General features: G+C 39.9%; 14 protein-coding genes and 3 tRNA genes. All 17 read right to left on the bottom strand.

The genetic code is table 11. The annotated features are described in order from the left end of the window. Positions 1-40 precede the first annotated feature (40 nt). The gene (ftsH, locus tag AC5WOF_RS17120; RefSeq protein WP_496051167.1) at positions 41-2,011 is read right to left on the bottom strand and encodes an ATP-dependent zinc metalloprotease FtsH; all 1,971 of its coding nucleotides are present in this window, start codon (positions 2,009-2,011) and stop codon (positions 41-43) included. Positions 2,012-2,141: 130 nt separating this feature from the next. After that, positions 2,142-2,690, bottom strand: a complete 549-nt coding sequence (hpt, locus tag AC5WOF_RS17115; protein ID WP_496051166.1) for a hypoxanthine phosphoribosyltransferase — start codon at positions 2,688-2,690, stop codon at positions 2,142-2,144. Between the two features lie 67 nt (positions 2,691-2,757). Next, complete coding sequence (gene tilS, locus AC5WOF_RS17110; protein WP_496051165.1) at positions 2,758-4,158, bottom strand: tRNA lysidine(34) synthetase TilS; 1,401 nt, start codon at positions 4,156-4,158, stop codon at positions 2,758-2,760. A gap of 97 nt (positions 4,159-4,255) precedes the next feature. Continuing rightward, a complete protein-coding gene (gene spoIIE / locus AC5WOF_RS17105; protein WP_496051164.1) occupies positions 4,256-6,697 on the bottom strand; it encodes a stage II sporulation protein E in 2,442 nt (813 codons plus the stop codon). 266 nt (positions 6,698-6,963) lie between these two features. Continuing rightward, complete coding sequence (locus AC5WOF_RS17100; protein ID WP_240876351.1) at positions 6,964-7,452, bottom strand: ribonuclease FAU-1 family protein; 489 nt, start codon at positions 7,450-7,452, stop codon at positions 6,964-6,966. 89 nt (positions 7,453-7,541) lie between these two features. Beyond that, positions 7,542-7,618, bottom strand: a tRNA-Met gene (locus tag AC5WOF_RS17095). Between the two features lie 13 nt (positions 7,619-7,631). Next, positions 7,632-7,708, bottom strand: a tRNA-Met gene (locus AC5WOF_RS17090). 7 nt (positions 7,709-7,715) lie between these two features. Further along, positions 7,716-7,792: transfer RNA gene (locus tag AC5WOF_RS17085), tRNA-Met, on the bottom strand. 122 nt (positions 7,793-7,914) lie between these two features. Beyond that, the gene (locus AC5WOF_RS17080; protein WP_496051163.1) at positions 7,915-8,283 is read right to left on the bottom strand and encodes a septum formation initiator family protein; all 369 of its coding nucleotides are present in this window, start codon (positions 8,281-8,283) and stop codon (positions 7,915-7,917) included. Between the two features lie 71 nt (positions 8,284-8,354). Further along, complete coding sequence (gene yabQ, locus AC5WOF_RS17075) at positions 8,355-8,891, bottom strand: spore cortex biosynthesis protein YabQ (RefSeq protein WP_496051162.1); 537 nt, start codon at positions 8,889-8,891, stop codon at positions 8,355-8,357. Continuing rightward, the gene (gene yabP, locus AC5WOF_RS17070; RefSeq protein ID WP_420833079.1) at positions 8,888-9,175 is read right to left on the bottom strand and encodes a sporulation protein YabP; all 288 of its coding nucleotides are present in this window, start codon (positions 9,173-9,175) and stop codon (positions 8,888-8,890) included. Before yabP ends, yabQ begins: the two co-directional genes overlap by 4 nt. Before the next feature lie 65 nt (positions 9,176-9,240). Beyond that, complete coding sequence (locus tag AC5WOF_RS17065) at positions 9,241-9,498, bottom strand: RNA-binding S4 domain-containing protein (RefSeq protein WP_496051161.1); 258 nt, start codon at positions 9,496-9,498, stop codon at positions 9,241-9,243. Then, positions 9,485-10,963, bottom strand: a complete 1,479-nt coding sequence (gene yabN / locus AC5WOF_RS17060) for a bifunctional methyltransferase/pyrophosphohydrolase YabN (protein ID WP_496051160.1) — start codon at positions 10,961-10,963, stop codon at positions 9,485-9,487. The genes AC5WOF_RS17065 and yabN overlap by 14 nt, the downstream gene beginning before the upstream one ends. Before the next feature lie 535 nt (positions 10,964-11,498). Next, positions 11,499-11,927 carry a hypothetical protein gene (locus tag AC5WOF_RS17055; protein WP_496051159.1) on the bottom strand — a complete coding sequence of 143 codons (429 nt, stop codon included), beginning with the start codon at positions 11,925-11,927 and terminating at the stop codon, positions 11,499-11,501. 576 nt (positions 11,928-12,503) lie between these two features. Next, a complete protein-coding gene (locus tag AC5WOF_RS17050) occupies positions 12,504-12,683 on the bottom strand; it encodes a hypothetical protein (RefSeq protein ID WP_496051158.1) in 180 nt (59 codons plus the stop codon). Positions 12,684-13,060: 377 nt separating this feature from the next. Next, positions 13,061-14,647, bottom strand: coding sequence for a putative polysaccharide biosynthesis protein (locus AC5WOF_RS17045; RefSeq protein WP_496051157.1), 1,587 nt, complete (start codon positions 14,645-14,647; stop codon positions 13,061-13,063). 308 nt (positions 14,648-14,955) lie between these two features. Next, positions 14,956-15,498, bottom strand: a complete 543-nt coding sequence (gene spoVT, locus AC5WOF_RS17040) for a stage V sporulation protein T (protein ID WP_496051274.1) — start codon at positions 15,496-15,498, stop codon at positions 14,956-14,958. Positions 15,499-15,516 lie beyond the last annotated feature (18 nt).

Genomic DNA, 15,516 nt, shown 5'->3' with positions numbered 1-15,516 from the left:
TAATCCTTTCTCCCATCCAGTTTGAGTACTAGGTTTTTCATTAAAGATCTTTTTTAGGTGGTTCTTCCTCGTTTATTTCTTCTGCTTTTGATTCTTCCAAATCGGTAGTCGAAGGTTTTATTTCTTCAATCTTCGGCTCTTCTTTTATCGATTCATTGTCTTTTCCTTGGATCGTTACAACAACAGAATCATCGATTTTCCCAGATTCTAAAAGCTGTCTAATTTGTTCTTCATCTAAGGTTTCTCGAGTTAGAAGGGTTTCAGCTAGCAAATTAAGTTGATCTCGTCGTTCTGTCAGCATTTGTTTAGCTTGATCGTAACAGCTGCGAATTAACTCTTGCATTTCGGTGTCAATTTCATAAGCGATTTGATCAGAATAGTTTTGTTCATGACCTAAATCCCTTCCAAGGAATACTTGCCCTTGGGTTTTACCGAACTGCATAGTAGCAAACTTTTCACTCATTCCATACTCGGTGATCATGGAACGAACAATAGCTGTAGCACGTTCGAAATCATTACTAGCACCTGTACTAACTTCTCCAAAGACAACTTCTTCCGCTACACGTCCACCTAGTAATCCTGTAACCCGATCAAGTAGTTCTCCTTTAGTCGCGATATAACGGTCTTCTTTTGGAAGCATCATCGCATATCCACCTGCTTGACCTCGTGGGACGATGGTTACTTTATGAACGGTATCAGCGTTTTTCACATAGTATCCCACAATAACGTGCCCAGCTTCGTGAAAAGCAACAATCCGTCTTTCTTTCGCACTGACAACTCTACTCTTCTTCTGAGGACCTGCGATGACACGATCCACTGCTTCATCAATTTCTAACATGGTTATTTTACGCTTGTTTTCACGAGCTGCTAACAGTGCTGCTTCATTTAACAAGTTTTCTAAATCCGCGCCAGAAAAGCCAGTAGTACGTTGTGCAACAACGGACAGTTTTACATTTTCATCTATCGGTTTATTGCGTGCATGCACTTTTAAAATTTCTTCTCTTCCACGAACGTCCGGACGATTTACCAAAATTTGACGATCAAAACGTCCCGGACGTAACAAGGCAGGGTCTAAAATATCAGGCCGGTTGGTTGCTGCCATGATGATGATACCAGCATTCGCATCAAATCCATCCATTTCAACAAGAAGTTGGTTCAAGGTTTGTTCACGTTCATCGTGGCCTCCACCTAAACCAGCTCCACGTTGACGACCTACTGCATCAATCTCATCGATAAAGATAATACAAGGTGCGTTTTTCTTTGCTTGCTCAAACAGATCTCTTACTCGGGAAGCTCCCACTCCTACAAACATTTCAACAAAGTCAGAACCACTGATGGAGAAGAATGGTACCTTTGCTTCACCAGCTACAGCACGTGCCAACAAAGTTTTACCAGTACCAGGAGGCCCTACGAGTAAAACACCTTTTGGAATACGAGCACCCATTTGTACAAAACGACGATTATCTTTTAGAAAATCAACTATCTCAATCAATTCCGTTTTCTCTTCATCTGCACCTGCAACATCGTTAAAGGTAACTCGTTTTTTCTCTTCGTTGTATAATCTCGCCTTGCTCTTCCCAAAATTCATCACTCGGCTACCGCCGCCTTGTGCCTGATTCATGAGGAAGAGGAATAAAATAATCACACCAACAATCGGAATAATCGAGGTGAAGATCGAAATCCAAATCGAATCACTTTTGGTTTTCTCAACTGAATACTTTACATTGTATTTCTGCAAATCTTGAGTAACCGTAGATCCATAACCTAAGGGTCCTTGGGTTACAAAGGATTTTGATTTATTGTTTTTATACTTACCTGTAATGTGATATGTATCACCTTCGGGTTGAATCGTAACGCTATCAATCTGATTTGTTGTCAACAGATTATGGTATTCACTGTATGTTAGCTGTTTCGTAGCAGAACTTGTATTAGCTACGAGGTTAAACACTCCAACGATTACAAGGATGAGGGTAACATACAATAATCCATTTCTGAGGAAGTAGTTTTTCATCCTTGGCCTCCTCTCCAGTCCTTATCAGTCCATTTATATAAAAAAATTGTGTACTTCCGAAATAAGCACTTGTTCATTCTAGCACAAGTTAAAATGGTCGACTACACTCCCTTTCTGATTTCATCCAAATTCAGTTGTTTTTAGTATTGTACACCTCTTCTTTTAAAACCCCTATGTAAGGCAAATTTCTATACTTCTCATCGTAATCGAGGCCAAAACCGATAACAAACTTATCTGGAACTTGGAATCCATAATAATCAGGAACTAAACTTGCCTGCCGTCTGGATGGTTTGTCAAGTAGTGTAACTGTTTTGACAGAACATGCATCCCGTCCTTTGAACAGATCAACTAAATAACTCAGTGTAAGTCCTGTATCAATGATATCCTCCACAAGCAGAATATCACGATTTTGTACAGATGAGTCCAAATCCTTCAGAATCCTAACTTGTCCAGATGATTTGGTGGATGCACCATAGCTGGAACATGCCATAAAATCAATTTCGATTGGCAAATCGATTTCACGAATCAAATCCGACATAAATGGCGCTGCTCCTTTTAATATGCACACACACAGTAAGTCTTTCTCTTGGTAATCATTTGTAATTTGTTTTCCAAGTTCCTTGATTTTTTCTTGGATCTGTTCTGTTGATACTAAAATCTCTTTTACGTCTTGATGCAACTTCCTTTTCCCTCCAAACGACTATCACTGTTCCTTGTTTCCAATATGTATAGCTTCGTCTACCCATCTAAATATTTTGTTCCGTAATCCAATGCACAGTCAAATAACGAGTAGTTTTTGAGGTCACTGGCGCAAACGAAGAACGACGAATGCCAGGAATCCAGATAATTTCCTGATCAGAGACGACCATCGGCACTTTGCCTCTTTGTGCTTGAGGAATCTTATGTTCCATCAACAAAGCTTTCACTCGCTTTCGACCTTTGAAACCGTAAGGGCGAATATAATCGCCTGCTCGTCGAGCGCGAACAGCTAGCTGTTGCAACTCTAATTCATCAGCATCAAATACTGCTTTGTGATGAGATTCACGAATATTTAAATGTGTAGGTGTGGTGGACAGAGAAATTTCTATCACACCATATGGTAAATAGGTTGTGCTAGGGATAGGAAGAGGATAATACCATTCATCTTCCCCTTGATTTATGTAATCTTTGGTCAAACGGAGTATTTCATATGATCTTACTCCTTTTATTCCACCGGGAAGGAAAATCCATACCGAAGGAGATTGGTGTACCCCTAATTGTAACACCTGTTCAATCGATTGGTAAGGTAGATTTTCATCAGTTAGACAATTTAATATTAGTTTAACCATCCTTCTTTGTAAAGCAACAGGATAAGAAAGAAAGGTAGGAAGATCAATTTGGTACTCTCCCTCATTTATTTTTTGTGAGCAAGCATTTACACCTTCTATCGTCCAATTTTCCCAGACTTTTTCCTCTTCCTTTATAAGATTACCCAATTGCAATATTGCGTGCTTTGCTTGAGGATTATACGAAAGTAAATCGGGAATTAATTCCAACCGTAAACGATTCCTTGTATAATCTGTTGATTGATTACTGGCATCTTCTCTTGGTACAATTTGTTTTCCGTTCAAATAATCTTCCAATTCTTTCCGATATATCCCTAGAAACGGACGGATGATTTGTAAGTTTTTCCATTCCCTTTTTGCATGCATTCCTGTTAAACCACTTGGTCCAGTCCCTCGAAGTATCCGCATCAAAATTGTCTCTACTTGATCATCTGCATGATGTGCCAACACAATTTTTTTGATATTCCATTCTTCTGAAGCTTCACGAAAAGCTTGATAGCGCAATTCTCTAGCGATTGCTTGTTTATTTCCACCCGCAGCTTCTTTTTTTGCTCGAACATCTACATCTTTGATCTGATAAGAAATCTGACGCTTCTGGCAAAATTCAGCAACATATTCAGCATCTCCATCACTGGCAGCTCCTCGAAGATGATGGTTGACATGAACGACAAAAATACGCCAACCATATTTTGGGGAGAGCTCGAAAAGTGCTTCCAGCAAAGCTATGGAATCACATCCTCCAGAAACACCAACAAGTAGTTTTTCACCTTGGTCAAATAAGGTTTGTGTTTGAATAAGGGAATCTAATTTTGTTAAAAACAACTTCCCACCTCATATTAAGAAATCCCGGCAATAATCCGGGATAGGAAATGTTGCTCTTATTTTAGCAATTTCTCAAGCAGATTCCAACTGAGGTATTTTAACTGCCGGCAACTGCTGTACGATCTACCCTTCTCAGACCTGGGATACGAATAGATGACCATTCAGGAGCATATCGCTCAACTCTAGAAACAACAACGGTCATATCATCATGTATAGCCCCTTGATGTTGGATCACCTTTTCTAACAAGCAGTCAGCAAAATCTTGCGGGTCTTTGGTATCTATTTCATGAAGAATCCGATTCATTAATGCTTCTTTATTCATCGCATGTCTTGAAGCATCATAGACACCATCACTCATCATAATCAAAATATCACCAGGTTCTAGCTGCATTTCGATCGGTTTGATGTCAATTTCTTTTAATATACCAATCGGAGGGCTTGAAGCAGCTAACTTGATAATTTTCTTGCCCCGTTTGATGAATCCAGGAGTAGAACCAATTTTCATAAATCTTCCTCTCCCAGAGTTTAAATCGACTAACGCTAAATCGATCGTAGCAAACATCTCATCCATCGTTCGAAGTGATAAGATTGAATTGACCGAATCCACTGCACGTTCTTCATGCATCCCTGCCTGTAACAACCGACGTAATAGTTTTAGTGCTGCACTTGATTCTTCTTGAGCTCGCTGTCCGTTACCCATTCCATCACTTATTGCAATTGCGGCTTTTCCTGTTCCTAAGTGGAGAGAACAAAAACTATCACCAGAAACAACAGCTCCACCTTTTGCTGCGTTTGCTGAACCAGTTTTTAACTCAAATTTTTGAGCAGAACCTAGCGTGATAATTGCTCCAGATACACCATCTTGTACCATCTTGCGGTGTACATTGATCGGCTCACCGATTATTTCTGTTAACAATGGAGCTATTAACTTTTTACACTCATCCAATGCATCTACATGTGGCATAACCACTTCTATCTCTACTTTACCTTCTGCTAGATTTAAAACATCAACTCGTTGTATTTCAACTCCTAACGTTTCTAAAGCGGAGTGGATTTGATCTTCTTGTACGGTCAGCACTTGCGCCTCATGCCGGATCTCTCGTGTCAGTTTTTCCATTACTTCTGCCATTCCACTAAGCTGATCTGATACAACCTTTTTAGATTCATCTATTTTTTCTTTCCAATACATTCGTTCATGATGATAAACATATTGGGCTTGGCATGATTCCAATACTTTGTCCGGGCGAATACAATGCTCTGCCCAAAAGAGAGGAACCGGGATAGGTCCTTCTCCGTTCGCCTCCACTAGGGTTAGTAAGTTCGTCATTCCTTGATACGTTTTTACCACTTTTTTCTCCCAACAATCTGTAAACCTCCGACACCCCATGCAAGCTTCTGACATGATATTGCCAATAAACTGATTCACTTGTTCTTCATCATCATGCCGTTTTTTGGAAACATCCTCTCGAAAGCTACCTGCTAACTCATAAAATAATTCAGTAAAACGTTCTACTTTCCCAGCAGTAGCATCTCGAAGCCTACGGATATATTCTTGATGTGCCATTTGATTTTCAAATGTTCCTGGCACTAATCTCGAAAGTTTTAAAAACACAGACTCCTTTGTCAAGAAAAAGAATAAGACAGCGATCATCGATTCCTCTAAAGACAACCAAAAATTACCATCATCCACTTGATACAACGATAGAATAGTGGAACCGAGTAAAAACCCAACAGCTACTCCAATTCTTCTGCCTTCTTGGAACAATCCTGCTAATAATCCGGAGAATGCTAGTAAAGATATCTCCATAATGGCTTTGGTATCAGATAAATTTAAGATAAGTCCTGTAACCACGCCCATCGAAGCACCGAGCATACCACCTCCTACTAAAGCCAATATCAAAATCATATAGCGAGAGGCAATATGAACAATAGATATATCACCAACATGCCATCCGAGCATTCCAGTTAACACAGAACCCATCAAAATAACCAAACAAACCATCTCTTCGTGCTTCAAACCTAACCGATTTTTTTTAACAGTAAATAAGGGTAATGATTGTACAAAGATAAACGTAAGAATAAAACTAAGCAGTATATCAATCGCAGCAAACAAGTACGAGTAATTGGCATTTGATTGCAGACTAAATTGTATCAGGTGGCCCACGGTGCTGCTGATGAGAACAACAAATGGGGTAGAAGAAAGACTTCCACGGCCAAACCATTGGAACAACTTGTTGACAATGAACAATACCATAAAAAAACCCGTCATCTTCACCGTCGCCATTGGCCCTAATGTAGCTGCACCCAGAAGAAGCGAAAGCATCACTAATGGCCATTCTCGCCTGCCGAGATGGAAGAGCACTGCAAGGTACGCTAATGAAAATGGGGAAAGAGCTTCCAATATCGTTGCACGACCTAACAAAAAACCCATAACCAACACAGGAAAATTCCACATACTCGTGATTCGATGAGATAATCTTTTTACCCATCCTTTTTCCAATAAAGCCGGACGATAAATAATATTTTTTATAAATGACATGATATACCCCCGTTTGCGTATTTGTGCTCCCCATTATAGGTGGCGATTCTAAAAATGTTTGTCAAAACGGCTGGAAATCAAAAAAAAGTTTCCGACAAATGAATTAGATTAGATAAACAAAGCCAAAGAGAAATAAAAAAAGAGACAAAGCCCCATGAAGATGGAAAACTTTCGTCTCTTTTTTCGTCTTTTCGTGTCGATATGGAAGATATAAACTCAAGCTCCGACAAAACTTCTCAATAACAACTTTCTTAGTGTCGAAAAATTCACTTTCGGGCAATTGGTTTCGTAACAATTGGAATCATTTCTGTATCTTGCACAAATCGTGGAATCAATCTGCGTTTGGTCTGTAATTGTAACATGGTATCCAGTGTGCGAAGAGCATGTACTTGTTGCCGCTTGCGAAGATGCCCTTTATCAATAGAGTCCGCAAATTCATCGACATCAATCAAATGATACCGGCCGTCCGGATATACAATCAGGTCTAGCAAGAGGTCTACCATCACATAGCGCATCGGGGCAACTTCTTTCATTTCCATCACATCACAGTAGTAATACATAAATTCACCGTTTTTATGAAAGACCTTCGAGATGGTATAACCCTTTTTCACAAAATAATAAGTGTGGAAAATCCGTTTGCCATCCGGATTCGCATATTGAGTGGAAAAGCAGGACCGGCCGCGCCAATCACGAACTTTTTCGGTATAGGTTTTATTTATGGTAGTAAATTTTACTTTTTTGATTACCACATTCACCAGATATTTCCCACTCTTCCATACAAGAAAAGAAGGCGTTATACGCAACCGTGATCAAGGTTGTGATTCCGCCTTCTCCTCTCTTCTTTTGGTAGCGGCGGAGGGGCTCGAACCCCCGACCTCACGGGTATGAACCGTACGCTCTAGCCAGCTGAGCTACGCCGCCAAACATATATTATTGGTTACAGGGGCAGGATTTGAACCTGCGACCTTTGGGTTATGAGCCCAACGAGCTACCGGGCTGCTCCACCCTGTGACAATTATGGTTGCGGGGGCAGGATTTGAACCTGCGACCTTTGGGTTATGAGCCCAACGAGCTACCGAGCTGCTCCACCCCGCGGCATCAGCGAACAGACTTTATTGTAGTATACTTGGCAAAGAAAAGTCAAGAAAAAATTTGTCCTCCGGCCGACCTCATTTACACATAGGAAAAGGATGTGCTAGAAAACACATCCTTTAATCCTAATCATTTTCAATCGGAACATTTTTTTCGCCAAGTTTTCCATAACCATGCTTATGTGCTTGTTCCATTAAATAATCTTTGTCTTGGTAGCGTTTTACATCTTCCGTTAACTTTTCAGTCGTAGCTTCTACTGTTGCCAACTCTTGTTGGCGATTATGTAAAACTTCCTCTTTGTGGGCAATTCTTATCTCTTGCATTACCAACTGAACAATACACCATCCAAAAAACAATACCATCAAAACCAGCCAAATCAAACGACGACGTTTTACTTTCGGATGTAATTTTGGAGGTAAAGGCTTGGAGGCAGTTCCAGTTTCTACCTGAGGTTCTGGTGATCGAAACCGCAAAACGTTATTTTTTAGGTTCATTCATTCCTGCACCTCCTCGGAGAATGGTTTAAGCAAAGAACAATAAAATAAGCAAACTTCATTGAAATTACTTATTGCTCATCATTCTTCTTTCGGCTTGCCCACCAAGTTTTCAGCTTAGTGGTATATGGTCTGCAATAACGAATCACAGGACCTAGTAACCATAATAACGGTTTTGTTATTATTTTCCAAATAAAAAGAAGAATCGCTCGGAGGATACGCCAAAGGAGACTAGTGAGCCAGACAATAGGTCGATAAATGAAAAACTCAATCAAACGAATGACTTTGTTAATGAGCCACTCTACAAATTGTAACAGTTTGGTCAATATACTGGTGATCGGATTAGTTAAGAGCCGAAGGTAAAATAATATTCCAGCTATAATTGCGATCATAATATAAAACCGCATCTCACCCCAGTTACTCCACAGGAGTATCCCAAACACAAAACATGCTGAGGATACCCAGAAGAGTAAATCAATCATGGAAATCGGCCAGCCCCGAAGGGTAAATCTTCTAGCTAAGACACGATACACATCTAAAAAGACACCTAATAATGCACCAGAAGCAAACATCAACGACAGTGTGATCCATTGCGTTTCTAACGTCAACGAAATAACCGTCCTAATACACTTTTGGTTTTATCTGATCTCGGATGATTTACATCCAAATAACTAATATCTAAAAACTGGCCGCGTATAGAAATGATACCTTGTTCCAAATCAAGGTTTTTCAAATGCAATTCCTGCCCACGAATACCTACATACCCATACTCCGTAGATAACAAAAACTCTTCACTATCAAAACTCTCTATGCCCGTTACACCGCTAATCTCTAATTCGTTGCGATTCGTCAAAATTAATTCATGGTGGTTATTTGTATCTTGTACCATCAATATGTCCCCTTCCAAAAAATCTTCTGGTATAACTTATGGGGACAACCTAAGGATTAGAACGGGAATTAATTAACAGCTTCTTCTTTGACGATGGTGTAAAGTGTATCAGCCATATCTTTTGGCACATTATCCGCAATACGCTCCACTTTTGCAGTCACTAATTTTTGACCAAAGCGAATAGTTAAAATATCTCCAGCTTTTACTTCTGAACCAGCCTTTGCAACCTTCTCATTGATGGAAACCCGGCCTCCATCACAAACTTCCTTTGCTAAAGTACGCCGTTTAATCATTCGTGATACTTTTAAAAACTTATCCAATCTCATCTATCTCATCCTTTTCCATTTCCTTTGCTTCCTGCCACCAAGCTTCTAATTGATCGATGCCATAATCCTCTATCGGCCGACCGTTTTCTTTTGCCCGCATTTCGACATGACGGAACCTCCGGTCAAATTTGCGAGTAGTCTCAAATAAGGCTACTTCCGGATCAATTTTATAAAAACGGGCAATGTTGATGACTGTGAACAACACATCTCCTAATTCTTTTTCTCTTTCCATCGGATTTTGTGCATTTGCTAACTCCATCAGTTCTTCTTTCATCTTATCCAACACACCTGTTTCATCTTCCCAATCAAATCCAACTTTTGCAGCTTTTTTCTGTTGTTCAAATGCCATTAAAATAGCTGGAAAAGATTTTGGGATATCATCCAAAATGGAGTCTTTCTTCCCTTTACCTTCTGTTTTCTTTACTGCATCCCAAGTTTGAATTACTTTGTCTGGTGTATCAGCATGTGCTGTCCCGAATACATGAGGATGTCTGCGGATCAACTTTTCATTCAAATTTTCAATTACTTCACTAAGGCTAAACCCATAGCGTTCTTCTGCAACAACTGCATGAAAAATCACTTGTAATAAGACATCTCCCAGTTCTTCTACCATAGCCTGATCATCTTGCTGATTGATCGCATCAATAAATTCATAAGCTTCTTCTATTAAATAAGGTCGAAGTGACTCATGGGTCTGTTCTCGATCCCAAGGACAACCTTCAGGACTACGCAATTTTTGCATGATTTGTACCAAGTAAGAGAACTGCTTATAGAAAATCGAATCACCCTTAGCAGGAGGAACATATACGCTGGTCAAGTTAGAGAATCCATTCTGACGATCTAGTTCATACAAAGGAACTTTGGAGATTTTCTCTTTCCCTGATACACCAAGTGCATCCGCAATGACCACTTCATAATCATCTGGATATACCTGCATCAAGGTTAACTTTACATCAGAGGCTATAAATGAACTATAGACTTGTCCGATCAAAATGTGCTGGCTTGGATTCAATACATGACTATCCGTCAAATTTGTTCCATCTAACAATTGAAATCCTTCTACTGGATCAATTTCTAATCTTGCAAATGCAATATCAAGAAAACTTCCCCCGCCAAGGACATGAATATCAGTAGAAAAGGCTGGCCCTTCTTGTAAAAGAAGTTGTACAGTCCGTTCCGCAACCATCGGATGCCCTGGTACCGCATATATAATATGGTCATGTTCATCCGCTAATCGGAAAAGCTCATCGACTATTTCTCGATACACTGGTGCAAATTGATCGTGTTTTTCGTAAATATGGTCGAAAGTCTTAAAAGGAATTCCTTGTTGTTGCATCCACGGAGTAATCGGATGATCGATTGTCCGCAAGAAAACAGGATCACCAGACTGTAAAAACTTCCATGCTCCAATGGACAAACTGTCTTCATTACCAAACCCCAAGCCAACAATTGTTATGAACTTCACCGCTACCTTCCTTTCAAGCCTCTTAAGTTTATTTAGGATATATCATATCATGTACAAGGTATAGAGGACGAATTGTTCAATGTGGAGGGCGAAAATGATATAGTTTATGTAAACAAATTCTGTAAGGAGGATATATGCACAAGGTTGATTTTATCTCGTTAGTTTTACTTATAATTAGTGGTTTTTTCTCTGGCACCTTATATCAAACTTTCAGAGAAAGACAAAAAAGAAATGAAAAGTATGGTTTTGCCTTAACACTTTTTATCTCTGGTTTAATCACCATGTTGATTATTTTATGGTACATTTCGCAATATATTTAATTGTATTATCCATAAAAAATGTTTACAATAAACTTACCTGCCCAGAAGACATCTGTCTTTTTTACAACAGGTTAAAATGTGATAGGGGTATTACTGCTTGCCTGTAAAAACCTGGGCAGGTCTTATATTTAATTTCCGAATATTATGTATTTTTTCATCCCAGGTAGACAGACGGTTCTCACCATCTGTCTTTTTTACAACAAACCTGATAGGGGTTACTGCTTGCCTTTCGGACCCTTTCCACTTTTCCTCGCAATCCGTGGAATCAGACACACTCCTGTGCCTAGCCAAAGAAAACCAAGTATACCCAAGATAGTATTGGAAACAACAGGAACAACAATTCCAAGTTTAATGACACCTACACTACCAGTAGAAACTAGGGTGAGATATTTGAGCCACAAGTTCCATTCCTCACGCGTATCAGCAGATTGTTTACGACGGTCTTCCTGTCGCTTCATCTGTTGATCTTCTAACTCACGGAGTTCTTTAGCAGCATCGCGTTTCTCAGCATTATTACTGCGTCTGTTATCATCTTGATCGAAGCTCATTTTTTGCTGTGTTTGCTTAATCCCTTGTTCCTTCTGGCGTATCTCCAACTCTTCAAGTTTTTCCTTGTTCTTGTTTCCTTTCGGCTTTTTTGCCATTTTTCTCACTCCTGCACCAGTGGGCAGAAAGCGTCCGAAGCATGGTATTAGAGAAATCGGGAGTCGTTTTATCGCCTCAACCAATATCCCTTACTTGGACTACCTCACTGGCTACATACAGCTAACAATCATGTGCTAACCATATGAAGCCAGTGAGAGTAGTCATCCCTATCGCTTTATTGTAAAAAAAAGACATCCTTAAAGGATATCTAAGTCATATTATATATGAAACAATAGGAAAATTGACACTATATCTCATCTCTTGGCCAATATAAGTTGACTTCTTTAATTTTCTTTGTATTCTGATAATTTATCATCCAGCAAGATAGACAACCCAAGAGGCTATCTATCTCATCATAACAACCTGCTAGGTCTGCTTCCATCCTAGACGACTTTCGACTCACCACAAGCACTAGCTGCAAAAACTACAGTGGAAGCTACACACAAGGTGAAATTCCCGTTATCTTCTACTCAGTTTGAACGGAGATGGAACATCGTAAGCTGCTCTTAGACCAAATGAGAATTCAGCAGCGAGGCACTTCGATTCAGTAGTTTATTGTGACATTCTCCATGTCCCTACTGGCAGTCTTGCTTGCGAAGTTCCTGAGCCTCTCTTCTCTTTTCCCGAACAGTCTTACGTCTCTCCCTTGCTTTTACAAAACGATAGTCTTGCTCCAGCTTCTGACCTTCCAGAATCAGTTTTCGAAGAGTTTCTCGCTTCACCTTGTTTCCATAACTGCGTTCCTTCCAAGTCATCGTTTTTCACTCCTGTGCCAGCGGGAGGAAAGCGTCCTAGCATGCTAATCAGGTAACTGGGAGTCGTTTTATCGTCTCAACCAATCCCTAATCAATATCAGATTTACTGGACCACCCTCACTGGCTACATACAGCTAACAATCAACGTGCTAACTATATGCAGCCAGTGAGAACAGTCTCCTAACAAAGTTAGTTATGAAAAAAGACATCCTTCAAAAGGATATCTTCTCCAATATTATATCAAATTAAATAAATTTTGGCTCTTTTTACATTTGTGATGCAATTAGCAACTACTTTTTTCGCTTCTCGCAACAAAAATTACTCAAAAAAAGCAAAAAGACATCCTTTAAGAGGATATCTTCAAATAATCTCGCTTCCTACTCCTTCTTCCCAAGCCATTTCCCCAACTTTGGAACCAATGCTAGCTCCTCTTCCTCAATCAACTTAAATCGAAGGATCGCCCAAAGGTATACGATCACTCCTGCTGTGACAGAACCGAGGCATGTGAAAGTCATGGCAAGTCGCTCACTTTCTAAACCTGAAGTAACCAAAAGTAAGACTGTTTTCATCACCAAAGCAGCACATGCTAAGAGACCATTTGCTGCGAATAGTTTCATCCATGGGGTGCGAATCGATGGAATAGATCTTTTTAAAACCCAAAGATTCAAACCTGCACCGATCGCATATGCAAGGACCGTAGCAAGTGCAGCTCCACCTATATCCCAGATTGGGATGAAGAAAAAATTACATACCCATTTCACTATAACTGCAATCACAATCGTAACAGCAGGAAGAATGACACGGCCTAAACCTTGCAAAATAGCGGCAGACGTCACTCCAAGTGTTACAAAGATGGTCGAAAAAGATAAAATAAGTAACGCATCAGAACCCGCCGCATCTTTAAACAGCATAACATTAGTCGGCATCGCTACAATTGCTAGACCAATGGAAGAAGGCAAACCCAGCATCCATGTCAAACGAATCGCTATATTTGCTCGTTTTTCTGCTTCTTCTGTCTGTCCCCGTTGTTTGGCCATGGTCATCGCAGGAACGATAGAAAGGGCGATACCTGTGGCAAAAAAAGCGGCAAACTGCAATAAAGGCCCGCCTCGATCATAGATCCCCTTTTCATTGATACTTGACACAACACTCCAATGTGCATCCACTAAGAAATTAGCAATTGTAAATGAATCAACAAGTCCAAACAGAGGATAGAGAAGCGAATTGATACAAATCGGTAAAGAAATTGCAAATAAAGCTCGTATAACATCTATATGAGAAACAGAATATGTAGAACCATTTGTATTCATAGTTACAAAGCCTCTACTTTTCCTGCGAAACAAAATCAATACCAGAACTGCTATAAAAGCTCCAGTTGTCGCACCAAAAACCGCGCCTGCTCCTGCATATACTACGCCTAATCCTGAACTCATTGCATACCAAGCACAAATCAATATCGTAATAACTCGAACCAACTGCTCAGAGACTTGGGAAACAGCCGAAGGCATCATTTCTTGTTGTCCTTGGTATACCCCTCGCAAAGATGCGGTAAATGGGATAAGCAAAAGAGCAAAAGAAACAGACTGAATAGGTAAAGTAAGAAGCTGTTTGCTCCCCATCCAAGCAGCTATCCATGGTGCACCAAAATATAAAATGAGAAAAGCCATACTCCCTAGTACAAACAAAACTACCATCGAAACTCGATGAATTTGTTTAACTCCAGACCAATCTTCTTTCGCTATTCTCTCTGATACCAATTTCGATATAGCTAAGGGGAAACCAGCTGTTGCTAAGAGCAACAACACACTGTAAAGGGGATATACTTGACTATAAACATACATCCCTTCATTTCCTGTGATGTTTTGGTAAGGGATGCGATAAACTGCTCCTAAAAATCGGCAAATCATGGTTGCAATACTGAGAATGAGGGCACCGGTTAAAAAAGAACGCTGTATTTTTTCCAATATCCAAACACCTGCTATCTACATGCTACAGCTTAAATTTGATGAACAAAGAAAGAACCATACTAATATATCAAAATTTCTATCTTTCTGCATGTGTAGAGTGTTTGTCCTCAATTGGAATACCTTAAAGTGGATGGAATGGAATACGTCTACAATCCAAGCAATTCAGCTGATTCTACTCGAAGAAATAGCAAAAAAAAAGCGGTGTCCCCAAAAGAGAACACCGCCGACTGATTTTGCAATGACACAAAATAGATTAATAAGAACGAAACCAGAGCACATATGTAGATAAAAAACCGTGTTTTGTCTTAGTTTTCCATCTGTTTGCCAAGGAATGTGGCAGCAGTACTTGCTAATTTACTTTCTAACTCTCCTAATTTGGAACCATCTTTTTTAGACATAATAACGACTGCACCGATCGGATCGCCACCTGCATTAATCGGTACAACGATATAAGATGCATATTCCTCGGGGCTACCTTTAATGATCTCAGCAATTCCACCATTGTACTCATGCTGAGGGCGCCTGGATTCCATAGAAGTCTCAATCATACTGCTAATGGATTTTTCCATATATTCTTTTTTGGAGCCACCTGCTATAGCTATGACACTATCTCGGTCACAAACGATAACAGTCTGCTGTATATTTTCATATAGTGCTTCTGCATATTCTTGGGCAAAATCACTTAATTCGCCAATAGGAGAATATTTCTTTAATATGACTTCACCATCTCTATCTACAAATATTTCTAAAGGATCTCCTTCACGAATGCGAAGTGTCCGACGAATCTCCTTTGGGATGACTACACGTCCAAGGTCATCGATACGACGGACGATGCCTGTTGCTTTCATTGTCATGATTTCCTCCGT

The sequence above is a fragment of the Shimazuella sp. NTD250 genome, assembly GCF_059510375.1.
This window is presented reverse-complemented; position numbering and strand designations above follow the sequence as displayed.